At 70.3% G+C, this 22824-nt stretch carries 10 protein-coding genes; 2 read left to right on the top strand and 8 right to left on the bottom strand.

Annotation, left to right across the window (positions count from 1 at the left end):
* Nucleotides 1–2: 2 nt before the first annotated feature.
* From ABD987_RS12205 to ABD987_RS12225, 5 genes are all read right to left on the bottom strand, one after another.
* Nucleotides 3–1310 carry an ABC transporter substrate-binding protein gene (locus ABD987_RS12205; protein ID WP_345390804.1) on the bottom strand — a complete coding sequence of 436 codons (1308 nt, stop codon included), beginning with the start codon at nucleotides 1308–1310 and terminating at the stop codon, nucleotides 3–5.
* Nucleotides 1311–1337: 27 nt separating this feature from the next.
* Nucleotides 1338–2063: a GntR family transcriptional regulator gene (locus ABD987_RS12210; RefSeq protein ID WP_345390807.1), complete on the bottom strand. Its 726-nt coding sequence runs from the start codon at nucleotides 2061–2063 to the stop codon at nucleotides 1338–1340.
* 316 nt (nucleotides 2064–2379) lie between these two features.
* The gene (locus ABD987_RS12215) at nucleotides 2380–3849 is read right to left on the bottom strand and encodes an MFS transporter (protein WP_345390810.1); all 1470 of its coding nucleotides are present in this window, start codon (nucleotides 3847–3849) and stop codon (nucleotides 2380–2382) included.
* Between the two features lie 366 nt (nucleotides 3850–4215).
* The gene (locus ABD987_RS12220) at nucleotides 4216–5448 is read right to left on the bottom strand and encodes an RNA polymerase sigma factor (protein ID WP_345390813.1); all 1233 of its coding nucleotides are present in this window, start codon (nucleotides 5446–5448) and stop codon (nucleotides 4216–4218) included.
* Complete coding sequence (locus ABD987_RS12225; RefSeq protein ID WP_345390816.1) at nucleotides 5445–5849, bottom strand: YciI family protein; 405 nt, start codon at nucleotides 5847–5849, stop codon at nucleotides 5445–5447. Before ABD987_RS12225 ends, ABD987_RS12220 begins: the two co-directional genes overlap by 4 nt.
* 198 nt (nucleotides 5850–6047) lie before the next feature.
* Between ABD987_RS12225 and ABD987_RS12230 the strand changes: the two genes are divergently transcribed.
* Nucleotides 6048–6653, top strand: coding sequence for a DUF4190 domain-containing protein (locus tag ABD987_RS12230; protein ID WP_345390819.1), 606 nt, complete (start codon nucleotides 6048–6050; stop codon nucleotides 6651–6653).
* Between the two features lie 67 nt (nucleotides 6654–6720).
* On the opposite strand, the gene ABD987_RS12235 is transcribed toward ABD987_RS12230, so the two are convergent.
* Nucleotides 6721–7359, bottom strand: a complete 639-nt coding sequence (locus tag ABD987_RS12235; RefSeq protein ID WP_345390822.1) for a TetR/AcrR family transcriptional regulator — start codon at nucleotides 7357–7359, stop codon at nucleotides 6721–6723.
* Nucleotides 7360–7449: 90 nt separating this feature from the next.
* On the opposite strand from ABD987_RS12235, the gene ABD987_RS12240 reads away from it, so the two are divergent.
* A complete protein-coding gene (locus tag ABD987_RS12240) occupies nucleotides 7450–8976 on the top strand; it encodes an FAD-dependent monooxygenase (RefSeq protein WP_345390825.1) in 1527 nt (508 codons plus the stop codon).
* Between the two features lie 189 nt (nucleotides 8977–9165).
* On the opposite strand, the gene ABD987_RS12245 is transcribed toward ABD987_RS12240, so the two are convergent.
* Together ABD987_RS12245 and ABD987_RS12250 are read right to left on the bottom strand one after the other, a co-directional pair.
* Nucleotides 9166–10248, bottom strand: a complete 1083-nt coding sequence (locus tag ABD987_RS12245; RefSeq protein ID WP_345390828.1) for a hypothetical protein — start codon at nucleotides 10246–10248, stop codon at nucleotides 9166–9168.
* Nucleotides 10249–10423: 175 nt separating this feature from the next.
* Nucleotides 10424–22798 carry a WXG100-like domain-containing protein gene (locus ABD987_RS12250; protein ID WP_452039175.1) on the bottom strand — a complete coding sequence of 4125 codons (12375 nt, stop codon included), beginning with the start codon at nucleotides 22796–22798 and terminating at the stop codon, nucleotides 10424–10426.
* Nucleotides 22799–22824: the final 26 nt, after the last annotated feature.

Raw genomic sequence — 22824 nt, forward strand, 5'->3', positions numbered from 1 at the left:
GCTCAGCTCCCCAGACTGCGGTTGATCCGTTCGGCGGCCTTCCCGGTGGCCTCCGGGATCGCGACGCGGTCGAAGACGGTGTCGTTGACCATCCCCATCACCGCGTCCTTGATCTCGGCGAAGTGCGGGGCGACCTCGTCGAACTTGCCCTTCTGGTACGCCGCCGACCACACGTCGAGCCCCGGGACCTGTTTGCCCGCCTCGCTGTTTTCCCAGCCCGTCACCGGCTGGATGAACTTCACGTCCGACAGCCAGCGCTGCGACTGGCTCGCCAGATAGGCGATGAACCGCCACGCCTGGTCCTGGTGCTTGCTCGCCCGGCTGACGCTCCAGTAGTAGCCGTACCAGCGGTTCACCGGATTCGCCGGGTTCACCTGCGGCAGCGGGACGAGCTTCAGCTGCGCGAAGGTTTCGGGGTTGCTCTGCCGGATCTGCTCCATCGCCCACGGGTAGACGACCGCCATCGACTGACGCCCGGTGGCGAGATCGCCGAACGGTGACGTCGCCTCGCGCGAGGTCTTGTTCGGATCGGCGGTCCGCGTGGCGCCGGTGGCGAGATCGGCCCAGATCTTCAGCGCCGCCTGGGACTGCGGCGACGCCACGGTCGCCTTCTCGTGCTTCGGATCGGTGATCGTGCCACCGGTTTCGTTCAGCAGGGTCTGCAACTGCTGGGTGTACCAGCCCGCGTGCAGGTAGAGGAAGCTGAACGCCTGGGTGTGCCCGGCGCCGACGAGTTTCTTCGACGCCTCGGTGACCTCCTGCCAGGTTTTCGGTGGCGCGTTCGGATCGAGCCCGGCGTCGGCGAAGTGCTTGGTGTTGATGGCGAACGCGGTCGCGTTGAACTCGCTCGGCAGGCCGAACAGCTCGTTGTCGGCCGACGCGCCGCCCAGGGTTCCCGGCAGATAACGCGCTTTGAGTGCGTCGGCGGACTGCACGCCGAACGCGCTGAGATCAACGGGGGCCAGCAGGCGCTTCGGCAGGTATTCGCCGCGCAGGGTGCTGTCGTCCATGTTGAGCACGTCCGGACCGGTGCCGTTGCTCATCGCGGTCAGCATCTTCGTGTCGAACTCGTCGTTCGGGATCTGCTGGTACTTGATCTTGACGTTCGGGTGCTGTTTCTCGTACTCGGCGATGATCGCCTGGTTGAGCTTGACCATCGGTGGATGGGTGTGCGTCCAGAACGTCAGCGTGACGTCGCCGGTGGAATCGCCGCCGCACGCGGTGAGCGCGCCGGTGGCGAGGATCCCGGCGAGGATCCCGGCACCCATCGTCCGGAGGGACCGCAAAGGACGGATTCCACGCATGGCCATGATGCCTCCAGGGGGGTGCGGGTCGGGTCAGCTCGGCACGCCGGTCCGGCCGGGCCTGCGCAGATCGGCGGTGATGGCGTACCGGTCGCCGCGATAGGTCGCCTCGCAGCTCTCCATCACCCGGCCCCGCGCGTCGAGGCTGATCCCGCGGATGCGCAGGCACGGCTGGGTGACGGGGATCTGGAGCTGTTCGGCGGTGCGCTGGTCGGGCAGCACCGGGTCCAGCTGGCAGGTGCCGGTGACGATGTCGGTGCCGTAGCGGGTGGCCAGCAGCTCGTACCAGGAGCTGTCGAGGTCACCGATCGCCAGCCCCGGCACGTAGCGGTCGGGGACGAAGGTGCGCTCCAGCGCCATCGGCGCGTCGTCGGCGAGCCGAAGCCGGACGAACTCGACCACGACGTCCCCGGCCGGGATCCGCAGCAGCCGGCACCGCGCGCGGTCGCCCCGGCGGCGGCGCAGTTCGAGCGTGCGGCTCGCCGGCCGCATGCCGCGGCGCCGCATCTCCTCGGAGAACGAGGTCATCGCGAGCCGACGGCTGACCTTCGGGCGCGAGGTGAACGTGCCGCTGCCCTGCCTGCGCACCAGCAGGTCCTGCAGCACGAGGTCGTCCATCGCCCGGCGCAGCGTCATGCGCGCTACCCGCCAGCGGACCGCGAGTTCGCGTTCCGGGGGCAACGGGGCCCCTTCCGGCAGCAGATCGACGAGATCGAGCAGCCGGGCCCGCACTTCGCCGATCTTCCCGGGAGCCGTCATCTTGCCCTCCTCACCGCCGAATCAGAGGCCGGGCGACCGGATCCAGCACACGGCATGCCCGCGTCGCGGCCAAGACCGCCGACGATCTCCGATGGACCAATCCGTCTGTCGATGATGCCGCAGCGAACCCCGTCACCAGTAGGTTTCCCGCGCGAATTGGTCTGACAGTGGTCTACTGCCCGGCCCGCGCGCGGCCGGACGAGTGACCGGAGTACGCGACAGTGGACACGAGGGTCCGGGCACGGGGGACACGCCGGAGGGCGAGACGTCGCCCGGCGTGTCCTCCGGCGGGCCACCGGCCCTCCGGGGAACGCGCCTACGCCGCCGGGACGAGGTCGACGCGGGAACGAGGGCCACGGAAGATGCCCCAGCCCACCAGGAACCCGGACAGCACGGTGAGCACGAGACCGGCGTAGGTGAGCGCGGTGTGGAAGTCGCCGAGCTGCGCCGCGCTCCATCCGGGCGTCGTCAGCGCGCCGGGGAAGACCACCGCCAGGATGGTGCCGCTGAGCGCGATGCCGATCCCGGTGGTGACCTCGCTGGCGGTGTCGACGAGCGCGGCCCCGATGGTCGTGCGGTTCTCCGGCAGGCCGCGCATCACGTTGGTGCCCGCCACGACACCGACCACGCGCATGCCCGCCGCGACGAGGACGAGCGCGAGCGCGACCCAGACGTAGCCGAATCCGCCGAACGCGGTGTAGACGGCGAGCCCGCACACGACGGCGCCGGCGCTGAGCCAGGCGGCCGCGGTGAGGCCGACGCGGGTGATCAGCGGGCTGATCACGGCACCGCCCGCGATCAGGACGACGACCTGGGGCACCATCCCGATGGCCGCCTCGGCGGGCGTCCAGCCGAGGCCGAGCTGGAGGTGCAGGGTCACCAGGTAGCCCAGCCCGGCGGTCGCCAGCCCCGCCGCGGCCTTGAGCGCCAGGCCGCTGGACACGAGCGGACGGGCGACCAGTTTCAGGTCGAGCAGCGGGTGGCGGGCGGTCCGCTCGCGGAGGACGAAGCCGGTTCCGGCGAGCAGGGCCGCCACGGCGGTGCCCCACGGCAGCGCGGAGGCGGTGCCCGCCTCGACGAAGAACGTCGGGGCGAGCAGCGCGAGGACGATCGTCGCGGTGCCGAGGACGGCGCCCGCGACGTCGATCGGATCGCGGTGCAGACCGGCGGGGTCGTCGGCCGGGATCCCGGCCCGGATGCCGAGGAACGCGAGCGCGGCGACCGGCACGTTCACCAGCAGCAGCGCCTGCCACGGCGCGAAGGCGAGCACGAAACCGCCGACGGTGGGGCCGACGGCGAGACCGATCAGGCCCACGGTGGAGATCAGCGTGGTCGCGCGCACGCGCAGCCGGTCGTCGGAGAACAGCCGGAACGCCAGCGCGAGCGACCCCGGCGTCGTCATCGCGGCCGCGACGCCCATCAGCGCCCGTACCGCGATGAGCTGCCACGCGACCGTGACGAACGCGGTGGCCAGGCTGGCCACGCCGAGCAGCACCAGCCCGGCGAGCATGACCTTCCGCCGCCCCGCCCGGTCGGCCAGCGCCCCGAACACCAGCATCAGCCCGCCGAACACGACGGAATAGGCCCCGGTCACCCACTGCAGGGTGGTCGTCGAGGCGGACAGTTCGCGGCCGATGGTCGGCAACGCGACGTTGAGGATCGAGTTGTCGAGCATCTCGAAGAGGAACACGGCCGAGAGCCCGGCGAGGGCGAGCCACACTTCGCCGAGGGTTCGAGGGGACTGCGGGGGATTCGTGCCGGATCGGCGGCGAACACGGGAAGACATCACGCACTCCTTCGCGGTGAAGGAGTGACGGATCATTCGATACCGCGTATACGCGTGCTCCCGACCTACCGGATGCCCGGCGCGGGGAGCACGTTTCTACCCCGATACGCCGATCATACCCCATCCCCGCGTGCTGCCCCGCCGGCTACCCGCCGAGTCCGATGTGGACGGTCGGGGCGTCAGGGCGGCCTCCCCGGCACTTCCCTGACCCGTCGCGGCTGGACGTGGCCGAGCGCCCCAATGTGGCGTTCGGTGCGTTGGACGCACCGAACGCCACATTCGCTGCGTCCAACGCACCCAGTGCCACATTGGGGCGTTTGGGCCGCCCACGAACCGCACCTCTCCCCGGCGGTGCCGTGAAGAGGTTTAGCGGCTCTGGCCGGTGTGGAGACGGGCGGCCTGGGTGGTGAGGTACTGCTGCTCGGGCAGGCTCGTGGTGCGGGCCGCGGCGGCGCGGTAGCACTCGACGGCGGCCCCGGTCTCCCCGGCCAGTTCGAGCAGGTGCCCGCGGACGGCGTCGAGGCGGTAGTGCCCGGCGAGCCGGTCGGCGACGGCGTCGAGCAGGTCGAGCCCCGCGCGCGGGCCGTGCACCATCGCCGCGGCGACCGCGCGGTTGAGCGAGACCATCGGGTTCCCGGTCATCCGCTCGAGAATCCCGTACAGGCCGAGGATCTGCGGCCAGTCGGTGTCCTCGACGCGCAGCGCGATGTCGTGCGCGGCGGCGATCGCGGCCTGCGCCTGGTACTCCCCCATGGACCCCGCCGTGCCCCGCGCGACCGCCGCGGTGACCAGCGCGACACCCTCCCGGATCAGCTCGCGGTCCCACAACCGCCGGTCCTGCTCGGCCAGCGGGACCAGCCCGCCTTCGGCGTTCGTGCGGGCCGCGCGGCGGGCGTCGGTGAGCAGCATGAGCGCGAGCAGTCCGGCGACCTCGCCGTCGGCGGGCAGCATCCGGTGCGCCAGCCGCGCCAGCCGGATCGCCTCCGCCGCGAGCTCGGTGCGTTGCAGATCGTCGCCGACGCTGCTGGCGTAGCCCTCGTTGAAGATCAGGTACAGCACGTGGAGGACCGAGCGGAGCCGGCCGGCCCGCTCGGCGTCCCCCGGCATCCGGAACGGCTCGCCAGATGACTTGATCTTCAGCTTGGCGCGGCTGATCCGCTGCGCCATGGTCGCCTCGGGCACCAGGAAGGCGTTCGCGATCTCGGCGGTGGTCAGCCCGCCGACGGCCCGCAGCGTCAGCGCCACCGCCGACGCCGGGGTCAGCGCGGGATGACAGCAGAGGAACAACAGCACGAGCGTGTCGTCACGGTCGGGGACGTCCCCGGCGGGCGGCTCCCGCAACGCGGCGACGTCCTCGCGGCGGCGCCGGGCCTGGTCGCTGCGGTACTGGTCGGTCAGCTTCCGGACCGCCGCCTGGATCAGCCAGCCGCGCGGATTGTCCGGCACACCGCCGTCTGGCCAGTGCGTCGCGGCGGCGAGCAACGCCTCCTGCACGGCGTCCTCGGCGGCGGTGAAGTCGCCGTACCGCCGCACCAGAACGCCGAGGACCTGCGGCGCCAGCGCGCGCAGCAGGTCCTCGACACGAGGTTCGGTGCTCACGACTCGATCGTCGGAGCGCCCATGATCTGGCGCAGTTCGACCGGCGCCTGGATCGGCACCCCGCCGGGCCCCGGCGCGGCCGAGATCTTCGCGGCGATCTCGATGGCGCGCGCCTCCGACTCGACGTCCACCACGCGGTACCCGGCGAGCAGTTCCTTGGCCTCGGGGAAGGGACCGTCGGTCACGACCGGGGCGGCCACGCCGTCGGAGACGACCTTCTTCGCCAGTTCCGGGCCGGACAGGCCCTGCGCCTCGACGAACTCCCCGTTGGCGACCAGTTCCCGGTTCAGCACGTGCTGGAACTCGATGTGGGCCGTGATGTCCTCGGGCGTCCACTCGGTCATCGGGATGTCGCAGCCCGCGCCACCTTCGTAGTTCTGCAGCAGCATGTACTTCGGCATGTCCGGCTCCTTCACCGTTTCGTGCGCCCATCCTGGCGCCTTCACGAAGAGGACGGAACACGCCACGCGCGCTCTACATGCTCCGGGAAATCAGCCGCCGAATTTTTTCGCGCCTTCGCCGAGCAGGTCGGGCCGACAGGTAACGCCCGCCGCGATCCGCACGAATCCTTTGTGCACACCACAGTGAGGAAGGCGCCCATGTCCACCCCTGACCAACTCCAGCCGAACGCGGTGAGACCGCAACAACCGAAGAACGGCCTCGGCACCACCGGGTTCGTGCTCGGCCTGCTCGGCCTGATCTTCTCGTTCATCCCGTTCATCGGCGTCATCGCCTGGCCGCTGGTGATCCTCGGCATCGTCTTCGCCGCGGTCGGGATCGGCCGGGTCCGTGCCCGCAAGGCCACCAACAAGGGCGTCGCCATCGCCGGGCTCGTCCTCTCGGTGCTCGGCCTGGGCGTCGCCATCCTGTGGGCCGCCGCGTTCACCAAGGCCGTCAACGACGTCACCACCGAGGCGAACCGCACCGTGACCGTGCACTACGAGGTGAGCGGCACCGCGAAGGGCGCCTCCGTCACCTATTCGACCATCGGCGAGGGTGGGAGCTCGACCAACCAGGAGAAGCCGGGAACCCTGCCCTGGTCGAAAGATCTCACCACCAAGGGCCTGATCAAGGGTGGCACGCTGACCGTCACCACCGGCATGGACGGCGGCGACGTCACCTGCAAGGTCGTGGTCGACGGCAAGGAGGCCAAGACCGCCACCGCGTCGGGCCAGTTCGCCATCGCCTCCTGCGACGGATTCTGACCCCCGGCCGGTCACGACGGCGCCCCGGCACCACTTCGGTGTGCCGGGGCGCCGTTTTCGTGGAAGCTCAGTAGCCGAACTTTTCCGCGCCCTCGCCGAGCAGGGCGAACGCCCGGTCCAGCGCCGCGACGGCCTCCCGGTGGACCTCGTCGGCGCTGCGCCCGGCGGCGAGCTTCGCCGCGTTCCGGTGGGCGAGTTCGTGGGTCACGGCGACGATCTGGACGGCCACGAGACGGCAGAGGAAGGCGTCCTTCTCACCGGTCGCCTCCTGGAAGGCCGCCGCCAGCTCGTCGGTGTCGTACGCGCGGTGCTGCGCCAGCCGCGACGCCAGGCTCGGCGTGCCGAACACCAGCCGGTTGAAGGCCAGCACCTCGGGGTCGTCACACAGCCCGGTGACCGGATCGCGTTCGCCGAGTGCCTTACGGATGTGACGTTTCAACGCGGCGAGGGGCGTTTCGCCGGGCTCGCGGCCTCGGACGACTCGGGCGGCCTCGCCGCGGTGATCGGCGAAGCGGTCGAGGACGAGGTCCTCCTTGGTCGGGAAGTAGCGGAACAACGTCGGCTTGGACACCTCGGCGGCGGCCGCGACGTCGGCCACCGACACCTCGTCGAACCCGTCCGCCAGGAACATCGCGATCGCGGCCTCGGAGATCGCCCGCCGCGTGCGCTCCCGCTTCCTCGCCCGAAGGCCGACCGGTTCCGTCACGCCGACCAGCCTAACACCGGGTCATTAATTTAACCCGGTTGCATTTGATACCCGGTTACGTTTTACTGGGCGTCGATCGAGAGGAGACAGATGGATACCGTGGTGATCGTCGGCGCGGGGCCCACCGGGCTGACCCTCGCGTGCGAGCTGGCCCGGCGCGGCACGCCGGTCCGCGTCATCGAGAAGTCCCCGGAGTACCCGCGCAGTTCGCGGGCCAAGGGGCCGAACCAGCGGACACTGGAGGTCTTCGAGGACCTCGGCGTGCTCGACCGGATCTTCGCGGCGAGCGGCCCGGCGCCGGTCATGCGCAAGTACCGGGACGGCGAGCTGATCTCCTCGGCCGACCCGTGGGCGGGTGTGCACCCGACCCCCGACCGGCCCTACGCCCACAGCAGGCTCATCGCGCAGTACCGCGTGGAGGAGATCCTGCGCGACGAGCTCGCGAAGCACGACGTCCAGGTCGAACTGGGTGCCGAGCTGACCGGGATCACCCAGGACGAGTCCGGCGTGACCGGCACGCTCGCGGACGGGCGCCGGTTCGAGGCCGCGTACCTGGTCGGCTGCGACGGCGGGCACAGCACGGTCCGCAAACTCCTCGGCCTGCCGCTGGTCGGGGAGACCGAGGAGGAACAGCGGATGGTGCTGGGCGACGTGGAGGTCGACGGGCTCGACCGCGCGTTCTGGCACCAGTGGCTCGACGCCGACGGCGGCGTCCTGCTGTGCCCGGTCCCCGGGACCGAGCGGACCTGGTGGTTCCAGGCCGCGCCGGAACGCGGTCCCGGCGGCGAGCCGCTGCCCCCGTCGCTGGAGAGCTTCCAGCGGCTGTTCGCCCGGTACGCGCGGCTACCCGGAGGGTGGCTGACCAGGGCGGACCTGCTTTCGACCTACCGGGTCAACGTGCGGATGGTCGAGCGCTACCGCGCCGGGCGGGTACTGCTCGCGGGCGACGCGGCCCACGTGCACCCGATCGCGGGCGGTATGGGCATGAACACCGGCATCCAGGACGCGTACAACCTCGGCTGGAAGCTCGCGCTCGTCGCCGCGGGTGCGGCGGGGGACGCGCTGCTGGACAGCTACGAAGCCGAGCGGCTGCCGATCGCGTCCTGGACGTTGAAGGTCAGTTCGGAACGGTTGAGCGTGGCGATGGCCGCGATCAAGAAGCCCGGCGGCGGCCTCGACGTCGTGGTGACCGAGGAGACCACCATGCTGGGCGTCGGGTACCGCTGGAGCCCGCTGTCGGCTCGTCCGTCCGAACGCGACAGTCCACTTCAGCCGGGCGACCGGGCACCCGACGCGCCGTGCGCGGATTTCGGGACCAGCACGACGGTCCGGTTGTTCGAGCGGTTCGCCGGACCGCACTTCACCCTGCTCGGGTTCGGCGAGCGGGCGGCGGCCACACTGGGCGGAATCGCCGCGCCGTACGGGGATCTGGTGCGCACGGTCGCGATCGACGCCGGTTCGCCCGGACTGTCCGACAAGGACGGACACGCCCGCCGGGCCTACGCCGTCGACGGCGACGCCCTCGTCCTGGTCCGCCCCGACAACTACGTCGCGGCGGTCGTGGACGTGGCCGAGCAGGCCACGATCACCCGGTACCTGGCCTCGATCACGACCTAGATCTCCGCTCAATCACGTGAGTTCCGCGCTCAATCACGCGTGTTCCGCGTCCGATCACGCGAGGTCGCACTTCGGTCACGGGAGACCTCCAGCCGGTCACGCGGGGCATCGGGCGACCTCGCGTGATCAGGCGGAGATCTCACGTGATTGGGGGCGTATCTCGCGTGATTGGGGACGTAACTCGGGTGATCAGGTGCAGGTGGCCTTCAGCTGGGCGGCGGCGTGGTGGGCGAGACCGCCGTTGTTCTTCCAGTCCACGCCTCGGGAGTGCAGCTGGACCGAGACCTTGCCGCCGCTGACCGCGAAGCGGCCGGCGTCGACCCAGCGGCCCCGCTGGCGGGTCTGGTCGATCTGGAAGGAGCCGCCGCCGGACACCGTGTAGTAGGACGGGCTGCCGCCGACCCTGGTCGCGTCGCCGTTCGGGATGTACACCTGGAGCTGGCAGCTGCCCTGGGAAACCGGCCCGGTGGTGAAGGTCCAGACGGCCGAGTTGTCGCCGTCGCGGCCGTCGCCCGACATCGGCACGGAGTAGAAGCTGCCGTTGCAGCCCTCGCCGCCGTAGCCACCGCTGCCGCTGCTGAGCCAGCCCTCGTCGCCCTTGGTGTAGTACCCGGGCTTGCCGAACGACCCACCGCCACAGCCCGGGCCCGCCACGAGCACGAACGGCGACGCGGACTGGGCGGCTGGAGGGCTCCCGGCGGGCGCTTGCGGGGCGTCAGGGGACCCGCCGGGAGCCGCTGGTGGGGCGACGGCGCCGGCAGGCGGACCGCCCGGTGCCGCCTGCTGGCCCGCCGGGGCGCCCGGTGGCGCGGCCGCGACCGGGTTCGCCGGCGCGCCCACGGCGCCGGTGTCCGGCCGCGCCCCGGGCACCAGGCCGCCGTGCGGGCCCGCTTTGTCCTGGAACGCGGCGGGATCGGGGGCGGCAGCCGGAGTCGGGTCGGCGTGGTTCGCCAGCGCCATCACCAGGAGCGGGGCGGCCAGCAGGAGAAGCCCGGCGACACCCGCGCCGGCGAGTACCGGCCGCGGGATCCGGCCCGACGATTCGGCGGGCTCGCCGGTCTGGCGCGTCTCGACCGCCGCGAGAGCTTCGGCCGTCGTCTCCGCCGCGGCCACACTGTCCGTTGTGGACGCCAGGTGCCGCGCGGTATCCGCGTCGGCGACGGGATCCGTCAGCGCGGAGACCACTGTGGACTCCGCGGCGGCGGAGTCGCCTTCGGACACGGTTTCCTGTTGCTGTGCCGAGATCAGGTACGCGGTCCCACTCCCCGTCACCGGTTCACCCGCGCCGCCCGCGGTGTTCCGCGGACCGGACATCCCTTCAGCAGTCACCGTCGTGTTCCCATCCTGCGCCGGATCCTTCTTACCCGATGCCGCCCGCACCGGCTCACGCCCTCATCCTTTCCGCCCCTCCCCGCCCCGGCCAGTCCCGGTTTCGGGGACATCCCGGTCAGGAGCCGGAGAGCTCCCGGACGAACATGTCCTCGCCGCCGTACCGTTTCAGGCCCTCGGCGTACTCCGTCGCCACCGGTTCCCCCTCGTCGCGGAGGATCCGGGCGAGCAGCGCCAGCACGTGCCGGTCCTCCGGCGAGGACGGATCGAACCGCAGCCCGGCCGCCGCCGCGATCCGGCGCGCGTTCACGGCGTCCGCGGTGGACTGCTTTCCCCGATCCGTCCAGCCCGCCCAGCGGTCGCGGACGGCTTCCCAGGCACGCCGCGCGGATTCCTCGTCCTGGTACGCGACGGCGTCGTGGAACTCCTCCTCGGGCTCGGCCGACGGCTCTTCCCCGGCCGGGGCCGGAGCCGGGGTTTCCTGCTCCGGCGGCGGGTCGAGCCCGAGCGCGCGCAGCCCCGCCGCGTCGGTGCGGAACACCACCGCGCCCCGGCCGCGCGCGGAACGCGGGCGCGTCCAGTGTTCCGGGGCCTTCCCCCGGTATTCCGGCGTAACCTTCCACCGGACGTCGCCGGTCACCAGGTACGTCGGGCCGCTCGACTCGTGTTCGGTCTCCTCGGTCTTCCCGCCGATCTTGAGCGGTTCGGCCTCCTTGTACTCCAGCGCGGGGCCCTTCACCGTCAGCTCCGTCGCGGCGCGACCCGCCTCGCCCGGCAGCGGGAGCCCGGCCGCGGTGCTCCACACCTGGCCGCTGCCGCTGGCCTTGACCCCGGTGCCCGCCGCCTGGGTCCTGGTCGCGGCGCTGTCGGCGAGTGCACTGTGGACGGTCTTGCCGGTGGTGGACGTGCCGCTCGACGACTGGTGGGTCACCCGGGCGTCCAGCAGTTCGGCGTGCAGGGTGAGCGCGGTCAGCTGGCCGTGGTTGAGCAGGCCGGTGAACGCGCGGTCCAGGTGGAGACCGCCGACGCGGTACCCCTCGGCGCCGAACAGGCTCGAAGCGTGCGCGGACAACATGCTGGGCCGGGTCGCGTGCTCGATCAGCTGCCTGCTGCCCCCGGCGTCGGCCGGCAGCTTCGGCGGCGGTTTGCCGGTCGACTCGCCAGGGGGCACGCCGTCCAGCACCTCGTCGAGCACCGTGTGGACCTCGTCGGCACGCAGCAGGGGACGAACCCCTTCCGGCAGCGGCTGTCCCACCGCGGCCGGGTTCACCGGGGACGGTGGGGACAACAGCGGCAGCGCGTCCGATTCGGCGACGGTGACGCGGACGGCCCCGGGAATCGTGTCGAGCGCCTTCTCGGTGGTGACCGTGACCGGCGGGAACCACCGATCGAGCAGGCCGGCCGTCACCGTCTTCGGCGCGCGGCCCCAGCTCGAAACCTTCTCCACCTCCAGGAAGAGTTCGAGGTCGTGAACGAACGAAACGGTCTTCCCCTCGTGGCTCAGCGTGTGCTCGGACTCGTCCTTGCCGGTGAACGTGGTCGCCAGCTCGTTCTTGCGGCTGCCGTCGGTACTGCCCGCCCAGCCGGGGTTCGACTGGACCTGGCCGTTCGGGAAGGCGCTCCACACCACGGGGGTTTCGATCGCTTCGGTCATCAGCGACGTGGTCTTCCCGGTACGTTCCACCGCCGCCTTGTACTTGTCCTTGAGCTTCCACCGGTCCGAGTCGTCCTCCAGCCTGCCCGGCCCCTGCCTGGCCCTGAGCTTCACCGCGATGTCGGTGCGGCCGAGCGGACCGTCGTGGGACTGGACGAACCGCACCCCTCGGCCGAGCAGATCGCCGTACAGCGCGGAGAGCCCGGACGGCGAGATCTGCGCGGCGAGGTGCGGGGACAGCGCGGTGCCGAGCGCGGACACCCCCGGCTCGAACAGCCAGGAACGCATCGACCGGGCCATGCCCCGCACCTGACCGAGCAGCCCGTCCCGTACCGGCCCCGGCAGTACCGGTTCGGCCACTGTGGACAGTGCGGCCAGCAGCTTGGGCAGCAGCAGCGCGGTCACCTCCGAGCGGACGGCGGCGTGCCCGAGGCCGGGATGGGTCACCGGCACGAACTCGCGTGCGGGCACCGGGGCGGGTGCGGGGACGGACGGGATCTCCCCCTGGAGCGGGCCGAGCCGGTCGAGCTGACCGGCGGGCACCCACAGCCGCACCGCGTCCGGGATGTCGAGCTGGAAGTGGGTTTCGTGCTGTTCGCCGAAGTGGTCGCCGACGACCACGTTGGTGTGCCGGACGTCCTGCCCGGTGAGCACCATGCTCGTGTCGAGGGACACGAGATAGGCCGGGCCGGTGTAGGTGCGGCCACGACCGGCCTCGTGCTCGAACTTCGCGCCGGTCCCGTCCGTGTGCTCGCTGGTCAGCGTGTAGGTGCCCTGTGGCACCACCGAAGCCTCGCTGTTGACCCGCAGGTTCGTCCGTCCGTCGAGCGCGAGGTCCCACACCTTGCGGTCCACTGTGGAGTGACCATGGCCGCTCTTGTTCTTGCCGGACACGGTGAGTTCGAGACTCTCCGCGTGGTCGAGCACCTTGGCGTTGGCGAACCGCAGCCACAGCGACCCGGTGCCGAGCTGGTCTCGGTACCCGGTGAACAGCTCGCCCTGTCCGTACCGGTGCAACGGGGTCCGATAGGTACCGGTGGCCGCCTTGTCGAGATGCGCGGCCAGCGCGCTTGGGCTGACGAAGGTGTGCGCGCGGTGCCCGGCCACTGGGCCGAGCCCATCCTCCTTCCCGGTCACCGCCTTGGCGAGCAGTTCGGCGAGCCCTGGCGGGAGCTCGATGCTGTGCACCGCGTAGTCGTCGGGGAGCGAGGATTGCTGCCACTCCGGCGGCAGTGCCGGGGTCCCGCTGTCGACGAGCTTGGCCACACCGGTGCGCGGCGCGGTGGTCGCCGCGCCCAGCAACCGCTTTCCGCCCGCCGCCTCGAACCGCGCCTCAGCGGTCAGCATGTCCTTCCGGACCTCGCCGTTCTTGCCGTACACCGTGATGTCGTAACGGACCTTCTGCCGGTAGCCGTGTACCTCGGAGGACTGCCAGGATTTTTCGTGCTCGTACCCGCCGGAAGCCGTCGTACCGGTCTCGATGTCGCCGAACTTCCGGTTGTGGGTGACCGAGAACTGGAGGGTGCGCATGACCGACCACGGGGAGATCGGGAGCACCCCGCCGACCCCGCCGCCTCCACCCCAGTTCCCCTTCACCGCCGAGGTGTGCTCGCCGGAGGTGACCGCCTGTGTCGTCGTCTTCAGCGTGGTGGCCCGCGCGGGGACGAGCGCCGGTGTGTCCTGCGGCGTCGCGCGGATGACCGCGCGGACGTACTCGGTGCCGGTCGAGGTCCCGGCGTGGGTTTCCGTGGCCAGCAACAGGGAAAGGCCGTTGCCGAACAGGTCCGCGCTGTGCGCGGCGAGGAACTGCGGGGTCACCGCGGTCTTGACCAGCTCCTGGTTCACCAGCAGGTGCGCGGGCTGGTGCCGGACCCAGTTCCGGTGCCGCAGCGCCGTCCCGGACAGCAGGTTCTGGACCCGGCCGGCCAGCGCCGCGGCGGGCAGCGCGGCCGAACCCACCCCCAGCACCGACGCCGGCGCGATGGCGAGCGCGCCCGCACCGATTTCGTCCATTGTGGACTGTCCGACCGGCGTGGTGTCCCAGCCCTGCTCGAAGGCCTCCTGCGCGGTCAGCCAGACCGTCGCGCCTTGCACGACCGGGTAATCGTCCACAATGGTCGTCGTGGGCCCGTCGTCGACGGTGAGCTGGACCGTGTAGCGGAGGTCGGCGCGGTAGGCGGTGACGGCGCCCTTGGTCGTCGCCTCGTACTGGACCTTCGTCCCGGACGTGTGCACCGCGCTCAGCTCGTCGCTTCCGGTCCCGCTCGCCGAGCCGGTCAGGTTGAGGTCACCTCGCGCGCCGAGCCCGTAGCCGCCGGCACCGGGCCACGACAACGACACGCCGCCGCCCCACTTCATCTCGAAGGCCTGTTTGGACTTCTGCGTCGTGGCGTGGTCGTTCTTGCCGTCCACGGTCCGCGTCACCGAGCCATCGCCGCGCACCAGCGGGACCGCGTTCCTGGCCGCGGCCTGGATCTGGAGCGTCGCCGCGCGCTGCCCGAAGGTGAGGGTTTTGGTGATCGCGTGCCCGCCGAGCACGTCCGGCGCGCGGGTCGACAGGCCCTTGCCGGTCAGCTGCTGTATCAGCGCGTCCCGGGTGGCCGAACCGAGGACGGTCACCGCGGCACGCACCGGCGAGTCCGGCGGCATTCCCTCGATGACCGCATGGAGCAGGCCGCGGTCGCCCCGCAGGAAGGCCGAACGCAGGCTGGTCAGCGGCGGCAGGGTCGACGTCTCGGCGGCCGGTGCCGGTGCCGGAGCCCGGGTGACGGCCGGGGCGGTGAGCGTCACCCCGTCCAGCTGGGCCCCGGTACCGGCGCGGGTGTGGCCGAAGGTGAGCAGCTGGAACTCATAGGTCAGCGTGTGCCGGGTCGTCGTGGTGGCGGAGGTCAGCTCGACGACCGACTTCAGCGACGCCTCCGTGGTGTGCGCGGACTTCCACGTCGTCGACGCGCCACCCTTGACACCGAGGGACAGCTCGGCCGTCCGCACCGGTGTCGCGGTGCCGGTGCCCGCCGACAGCGAGGCCGAACCGCCCTTGTCCCGCGGCGCCACCGAAGCCAGCTCGGCCGGGGTCTTCCCGTGGTCACCCTCGACGTCGGTGATCTTGTGCTTCGCCGATTCGTCTTCCGGGGTAACGGGTTTCGCCTCGCCGTCGAGTCCCAGGTGGACGGTCACCTCGACCGCGTCCTTCGCGTGCCCGATCGACTTGGTGACGCCCTCGTTCGCGAACGCGGTGAAGTTGTCCCTCAGCTCGATGTCCGAAAAGGACGCCAGCAGCGCCTTGGCCACGCGGTCGTCGACGCCCGCGCTCGTCATGGCGGCGGCGAGTTCCGCGCGCAGCTTCGCGCCGTCGATCACCTCCACGGTGGCGAGGTTCGCGATGACCAGCGGGCGCGTGTCCGTAGTGGTCGGCGGCTCGGTGGTCGTGGTCGGCCCGGTCGTCACGGCCTGGGACGTCGACTGCCGGTTCTCCGGCCGGACAGCGCCGCCGGACGACCCGGAAGTCGTCTTGTCGACATTCGGCGGGCGGGTGAGGACGGCTTCCGGCGGCGCCGGGCGGCTCTGCGACGGCGGGTGCATGGTCGCCGGATACGAGAACTCCGCCAGGTAGTGCCGCCGGTCGCCGCGGTCGATCTCCAGCAGCCGGGCCGCGCCGGGCGGCAGCTCGACCACCTTCTCCTGGTCGACGGCGATCAGCTCGTGATCGGTCACGCTACGCACCAGCGAGGCCAGCTCCGGGCGGGAGGCGAGGTAGCCGAGCGCCGCGGTCCAGACGGCGTCCGGGTCCGGGTGCCGCCGGACCACGCCGTCGACGGCGGTCAGGTGCAGGTCGCCGTCGCGGTTGTGAAGGTCCCGCACCAGGGTCTGCACGACCTTCTGGGTGAGGGCCAGCGTTTCCTCATCGGACATCGGGGCCGGGGGCGGCTGATCCCGCCGGGTCCAGCTGGAGCTGCTCTTCATCGGGCCGGACAGGCCGGGCAGCTCGGTCACCTGCCGATAGCCGAGGCTCTTCGCCAGCGTGCCGAGGTTGTCCGGGCCGGTGCGGGCCATCACCGAATGCCGCCGGGCACGCAGGTACGGGATGGTGACGAACGCGTTGGCGCCGATGGCCTCGACCGGCGGCAGGAGTTCCTGCTGGGACTTGGCGTGGTTCTCCCGGATCTGCGTCAGCATCAGGTCGGCGACCGGGTGTGCCTTGGGGATCACGAACAGGTCGTTGCCCTGTTTCGTCCCATCCTTGTGGATTCCGTAACCCGCGGGCGAAGCGATAGCCTCTTGCGCGCTGACGAACGATTCGGCGGTCGTGGCGTACTCGCCGTCGGCGTAGTAGGCGCCGAACCGGCGGGCGATCTCCAGCCGCAGGATGTCGCTCGCCGCCGCGTAACCCCGCGCGGTCTGCTTGACCAGCTCGGTCTGGAAGCCGAGCTGCGCGGTCATCGGCGCTTCGCTGTGGAAGACCTCGTCGACGTTCACCAGGATGACGTCGTTGTCCATCGCCCACTGGAGCATCTCGTACACCCCGTACAGCGGATGCGTCTCGTTCAGCTCGTGCGACTTCGCGTACAGCTCATCGATCTTCGCCCGTGGCACGTCGGTCCACAGCACGTTCCGGAGCCCGCCCTCCTCCGGGCCCGGCGCTCCCCCAAGGTTGTTCCGCATCTCGTTCCGGCCCGCGCTGCTGGTGTCCAGCGGCCCGCCCAGCCAGATCGCGTGCCGCAGCTTCGGCAGTTCGCGCGACTCGGGCAGCGGTGGCACTTCGTCCGTCTTCGCCCATCCGGTCGTCGGACCCGCGACCGATACGACGAGATCCTTGTCGTGCTCCCCGACGAGGTGATCCGGCTTGAGATGATCCGGATCGGGCGTCTGGTTACGCAGGTCGAGCCGTTCGAGCAGGTGGACGCCCTGTGCCGCGGTGAGGTTCCGGTGATCGTGGGCGGCCGCGAACGGTGGCGGCTTCGGCGGTGTCAGCAGTCCGAACAGATCCGGCGCGCCCAGCAGGCCCGGCGCGGGCACCGGCAGGGTGGTTTCGGCCAGCTTCTGCCGCAACCAGGACGCCAAGTCCTCCTGCTCGCCGGGACGGGTGGGATAGTACGGCGCGTCCTGAGTGTCCGATGTGGACTCGGGAAGCGCGGATTCGACGGTCTGCTGTGGTTGCCCCGCGGTGTCCGATGTGGACGCTGTGAGCGCGGGTTCGTAGGCGAACCAGTCCCGTACCCGCTGATCGAGCCGTTGCTTCGGCAGCGGGGCCGGATCGTAGTAGGCGGCGTAGGCCTCGGCAAACCATTCCGCGGGCGAGGCGAACTGGTAGTTCGACACCGCGTGTTCCCGTGCCCCGGCGAGGTAACTGGTCCACTTCCCCTCGCCACCGGCGCCGTCGTTGCTGTTGTCGATCTGGTAGATCCGGTCGCCGATGCGCAGTTTCGGGGCGAGACCGTCGTCGAACATCCAGGGATGGACGGCCGCGAGCTTGACGAACTCGATCGCCTTCGCGATCTTCTCGCCCGCGCCCAGTACCGCGAAATCCGCCAGGAGTTTGTCCAGGCCCGAGGGATCACGGCGGGCGAGGAACGGGGTCATGAGCACGCCGAGCACTTCCGGCAGGGTGTTCTTCCCCGTTTCCCCTGCTTCGATTTTTCCGTGCCGGACATGGGCGCCCAGTTCCTCGTCGGTGAGCCCGAAATGCGTGAGGATCTTCGCGGCGACCTCGCTCAGCCCCTTGTCCTCGTACACCTCCCAGCCGCCGAAGCGTGCTTCACCGGCCAGATCCTGCCAGTGGGTCCGGTGGTCCACGGAGTGGCCGATCTCGTGCCGCAGCGTCCATTCCACCAGGTTGCCGTGCGCGAGGACGTCCGAAACGCCACCCATGATGTGCCGGTCGCCGTGGTTCAGGCCCAGCGTGGCGTCGGTCTCCTTGGTGAGCAACGGATAGTCGGCGAGCGCGCCCTTGTCCATCTCCTTGAGCTGCCAGCCGACCCCGCGATCCAGCCGGTTGTGCACCCAGCCGGGGAGGTTGCGCGGCCGGACGAGGTGGATCTTGCCGGACTCCCAGAAGTAGCCGCTGGCGTTGCCGTCCTCGTCGCTCTTGTCGACCTGGATGCCGGTGAGCCGCTGGTTGTCCCGTGCGTGCGCGGAAGGCACCGTGCTCAGCACCTTGTCGATCTTGTTCAGCGTGGTGTGATCGAGCACCTGGCCGCCCGAGACCGAGCCGATCGGGGTGTTGTGCTTTTCGCTGAGCAGCCGCTCCCGTTCCCGGGCTCCCTTGTTCAGGAGCAGCTCGCCCGCCCCGTGCCCCTTCTCCGTTCGCTGGGGCTTTGGCGGCGGAACGTACTCCGTGTCCTGCGTGGTGACCTGGTCGCGCCGGGTCTGCTCGATCAGCCACAGGTTGCGCGGCTTGAGCTCGACCTGCCCGGTGCGGACGCCGCCGGTCATGACGCCGTTGTCGGTGTGGACGTGCCCCTTGCCCTCGCGGGCGTTGAACAGCCTCGTCCCGGCCCGCGCGTCGGCGTACTCGTCGGGCAGGCCGAGGTAGTGCCCGATCTCGTGCGCGAACACGACGCCCGGTTCGGTGACCAGCCAGTGGTCCTGGTCGGTGCTGCCATGTTCGCTGAGCTTGACCGTGCCGTGGGCCCGTTCGTCCGGCCCGGCGAACTCCAGCCGCACGTGGAACTGGTCACCGCCGGGGAGCCGGTAGCCCTGGTTGTAGATGTCGTCCACCGCGTCGAGCGCGGCCTTCTTCACGGCCGCCACCTGCGCGGGAGACACCGAACCGGTGTCGAGCTTCAGCTTGACGGTGTACTCCTGCACCGTCTTGCCCGGCGCCACCTCCAGTGACCGCAGGTCGTAGGCGATCGGCCCCCGGTACACCGTGCTCGGGCGGCCGGCCCGCTCGCCGACGTCGGTGGCCTCGGTACTGACCGTCTTCACCGGCGCGTGCTCGCGCAGCTGCTTCCACGCGCCGGACGGGACCGGATGGTCCGGACGCATCCACCAGGTCTCGGCGGCGGTCTTGCCGCTGTGGCGCCACCGGAGATCGTCCAGCACCGAGGGCTTGACGCCGGGCTGCGGGCCGCCCCAGATCTGGTAGTCCACTTCGGCGTCCTCGGACAGCGTTTCGCCGTACACCTTCGCGGTGAACGCCTCCGCGACGAACTCGAGAGTGTTCTTCGTCGCGTAGTGACTCACCTTCAGCGCGGACGGCAGCCCCGGTGGGAGCGGGAGCTTCAGCCGCGTCCTCTGCTGGACGTCGAGGAACGGCGCGGGGTCCTGCGCGGTGTGCAGGGCGTGCCCCAGTTCGTGCACGACCGTGGCCTCGACGAGCGCGGTTTCGTAGACCGACGAGCCGATCTTCGTGAGGCCCAGTTCACGCGTCTTCTTCGCCTTCCGGTATTCCTCCTCCACCGCGTCGCCGATCCGGTGGGGAACCCCCCGGTGGGGGCCGTGGCCGAGCCCGCCGCGGACCGTCTCGTGACTGGAGACGGCGTCGTTGCGATAGAAGAGCCTGTTGCCGAGGAACATGTGCCAGTGCTTCATGCCCTCGTCGTCGCGGAGATGGAACACCTGGGTCGAAACGTCTTCGGTGTCCGGCTTGGCGACCGCGATCTTCAGCGGTCCCGGCAGGTGATGACCACTGGCCGCCAGTTTGTCCAGCGCGCCCTGGATGGCCTTCTCCTTGATCGTCCACTTCGGATCGTGGCTGGCCGGGTAGTGCTCGACCTCGACGGTGAACCCGCCGGTCGCCGAGGTGAGGTGGGTGAAGACGGTCGGTACGTCACCCGCGCCACGCACTCGTTCGAGATGTTCTTCGACGGCCTGCTGCTGGATTTCGTGGATCTGCCGAACGTCCTCTTCGGGCATAAGGTCCGGTATGTTCCCTGGCGGCGGCTGGCTACCGGTGGCCTGCTCCTGTTCCGGCTGCTGGGTGTTCTCCGGGACCGTATGGCTCTCGCCGAGCAGGGTGTCGAGGTCGTCGGACCGCGGCACGGATCCGCCGGGTCCCGTCGCCTCGTGCTCGCCCGGCGGGCGTTGCAGAGTCTGCTCACCCGGGGCGGGGCGTGCCGGTGGTGGCGGTGTTCCCGGTTTGTCGACGGTCTCTTCGTGTCCGTTTCGGACGTCCGAAGTGGTGGGTCGATGGTCCGGGGCCGGGGGGAGGTCGCCGAGGTCGATCGGCTTGCTCTCGGTGTCCGGCACTGTTTCGGGCGTCTTGTCGGTGAGCTTGCCGAGCCGGGCTTCGAGGTCCTCGTCCGAGGGCCCCCGGCCGCCGCCCGGCCCGCGGGACGGCGGCGGGGGCAGCGGATCGTCCGAGCGGGGCAGATCCGGTGGCGACTGGATCTTCTCGGCGGACTTCAACAGGTCGAGCACCTGCTTCTCATGCCGGGGATCGGCGCTGGTCTTGACCGGGGCCGGGTCGGGCGTGAAGGATTTGAGGTCGTCGAGTCGACCCTGCCATTCCTCCAGTTCGAGCTTCTTCGCGGCTTCGTCGGCCGCGTCCTTGGCGGCGTTCAGGTCCCGCAGGCGGTTCTCGTACTCGTTCAGCAGGTCGAGATGCGCCTTCTCGTCACCCCGTTCGAGGGCGGCCGCTTTCTGCTTCTGCCACTTCGCACTCTCGACGTCGGTCATCCCCAGACGGCGTTCGTGATCCCTGGTCAGGCGCAGTGCCTGGTTTTCGACGTTCTTCCACGACGACTGCGTCTCCGGTGTGCCGTCGCCGAACACCTTCCGGTACCGCTCGGCCAGCGCGTCGGTCGTGAAGCCGTGCGGCACGCTCGGCGCACTGGCGAGCAGGTCCTGTTGCTGTCCCTCCTCTTTGGACAGATGCAGCGGGGTACTCGTGAACTCCTCGTACTTCTTGGTGAAGTCCGCCACGAAATCGGCGTGGTCGTTCGCCCGCTTTTCGTGGTGCTGCTCGGTGATTTCGTCGTAGCGCGCGTCGCGGTCCGCCATGACCTTCAGGACTTCCTGCGGCCCGATCTTCTCCGCCCCAGCGAGTTTGTCCGCCCACTGCCGGTGTTCCCCGGCCGACATCCCGTCGTGTCCGCTGGTGTGCAGCTGTTCCAGCCGGGTCCCGTCCGGGAGCGCAGTCGGCACCGCGGGGGCGTCCTTCAGGTGCTCGACATGCTCGGCCGGTGGGGTGTCCGGTACGGGTGGCGCGGCGCCGAGCTTCTTCTCCAGGTTCTTCACCTGCTGAAGCTCGGTGTGCTCCTGCGGGTGCTTGGCGGTCTCCTGCTGCCCGTGGTCCGAGCTGGTCGGCACCCGCTGGGGCGGTGCGGATTCGCCACCGGTTTCGACGGGATCGAGGGTCAGATCGGGCACGTCGGACGGGTCGAACGGGTCGTCGTGCTTCCCGGACCCCTGCTGCGCACCACCGTCCTCAAACGACAGCGCGCTCCCGCCGTCGCCATGCGCGGTACCGAGGTCCAAGTTCGACGACGTGCCTCCCGGCGGGGCGGTGGGCACATCCGGCATGTCCGGCAGATCGTGGTTTTTGAGGTTCTCGACGATCTCGCCGAGCTTGTCCGCGAGGGGCTCGCCCATGAACTTGTCCATCAGGTCGCCCGCGGCGCCGGTGACCATCCCACCGGTGAAACTCCACCAGTGCGCCTTGAACTGGTGCTCGTCGCTGAAGGCCAGGTTGTTCAGGCCCTCGGAGAGGTAGCCGTGCACACCGTAGACCGGCGAGCCCGCGATCGGCTTGAGGATCTGGTACGGCAGCGAACCCTTGAGGTGCTGTTTGGTTTCCTGGTAGACCGCCTCGGGCACGTCGTGCGTGAGCGCCTGGTAGGCACCACCGCTCAGCTTGGCCTTGAACGGCAGTTTGTCCACAGTGGTCTTGAGCTCCTGCTGGAGTTCGACCTTCCCGACGTGCCCGACATGGGAGGTGAAGGTGTCCGACCACGCCTTGCCGAGCGCCTTCTTCTCGGCGCTGTTGAGCGTGTTCTCGAAGCTCTTCTCGAACAGCTTGGTCAGGTCCTTCGCGAGCAGCTTCGCCTCGCTCTTGGGCAGGTTCTGCGACCAGGCGTCCCCGAAGGACTGCGCGATGTTGGTCTTGTACTTCGCCAGTGCGGCGCCGAACTTGTCGCCGAACTCCTTCAACGTGTCCGGGAACGCGTTCCCTACACTCAGGGCGAGATACTTGCCGAAATCCTTGGTGACGATCTTCGCCAGCGCGTCACCGAGCGCCTTGGCACCCAGCGAGGCGGCGCCGCCGAGCGACCCGGCCAGCGCGCCCGACTTGACGGCGTTCTCCAGGCTCTCCAGGTCGAACTTGTCGCGATGCCCCTGCCCGATCTGGATCTCCTGGGCGATCACGTCGGCCAGCACCGCGGCGATCACCGCCAGCGCGATCGAGACGATGGTGTCCAGCAACAGGTTCAGCAGGAACCGGAGGATCATCTGGCCGACCATGCGGATGGTCGGGATGAGCAGCAGGGAAAGCCCGGCGGTGGCCGGTGCCATCGCGTAGGCGGCCGCGATCTGGGCGGGGATCAGGATCAGCTGGATGATCGCGGAGTACTTCATGTACTCGACCTGCGTCGCCACCTGCTCGGCGTAGGCGGCGTATGCCTTGACCGCCTTCTCCGCGGTCTCAAGTGGGACGAGCCCCTTGTCGTTCTTGGTGATCAACTGCCGCATGCGGTCGACGAACGCCTCGCCCGCCGCGCCGTGGAAGTCGTTGCCGATGGCGACGGTCAGCTGCCGGATCTGCTCGGCGATCCGCGGGAAGTTGTCCCCCGCCCGGCGGTAGAGCGCGGCGACCTCGCGCAGCTTGTCCTCGTCGGCCGTCGGCCAGTCCGAACCGGTGAGCCCCTTGAAGAAGTTCACGCCGTCCTGGTTGATCATCAGCGACACGGCCGCGCTCCCCTTTC

It is taken from the genome of Amycolatopsis samaneae (assembly GCF_039541975.1).
Lineage (GTDB): Bacteria > Actinomycetota > Actinomycetes > Mycobacteriales > Pseudonocardiaceae > Amycolatopsis > Amycolatopsis samaneae.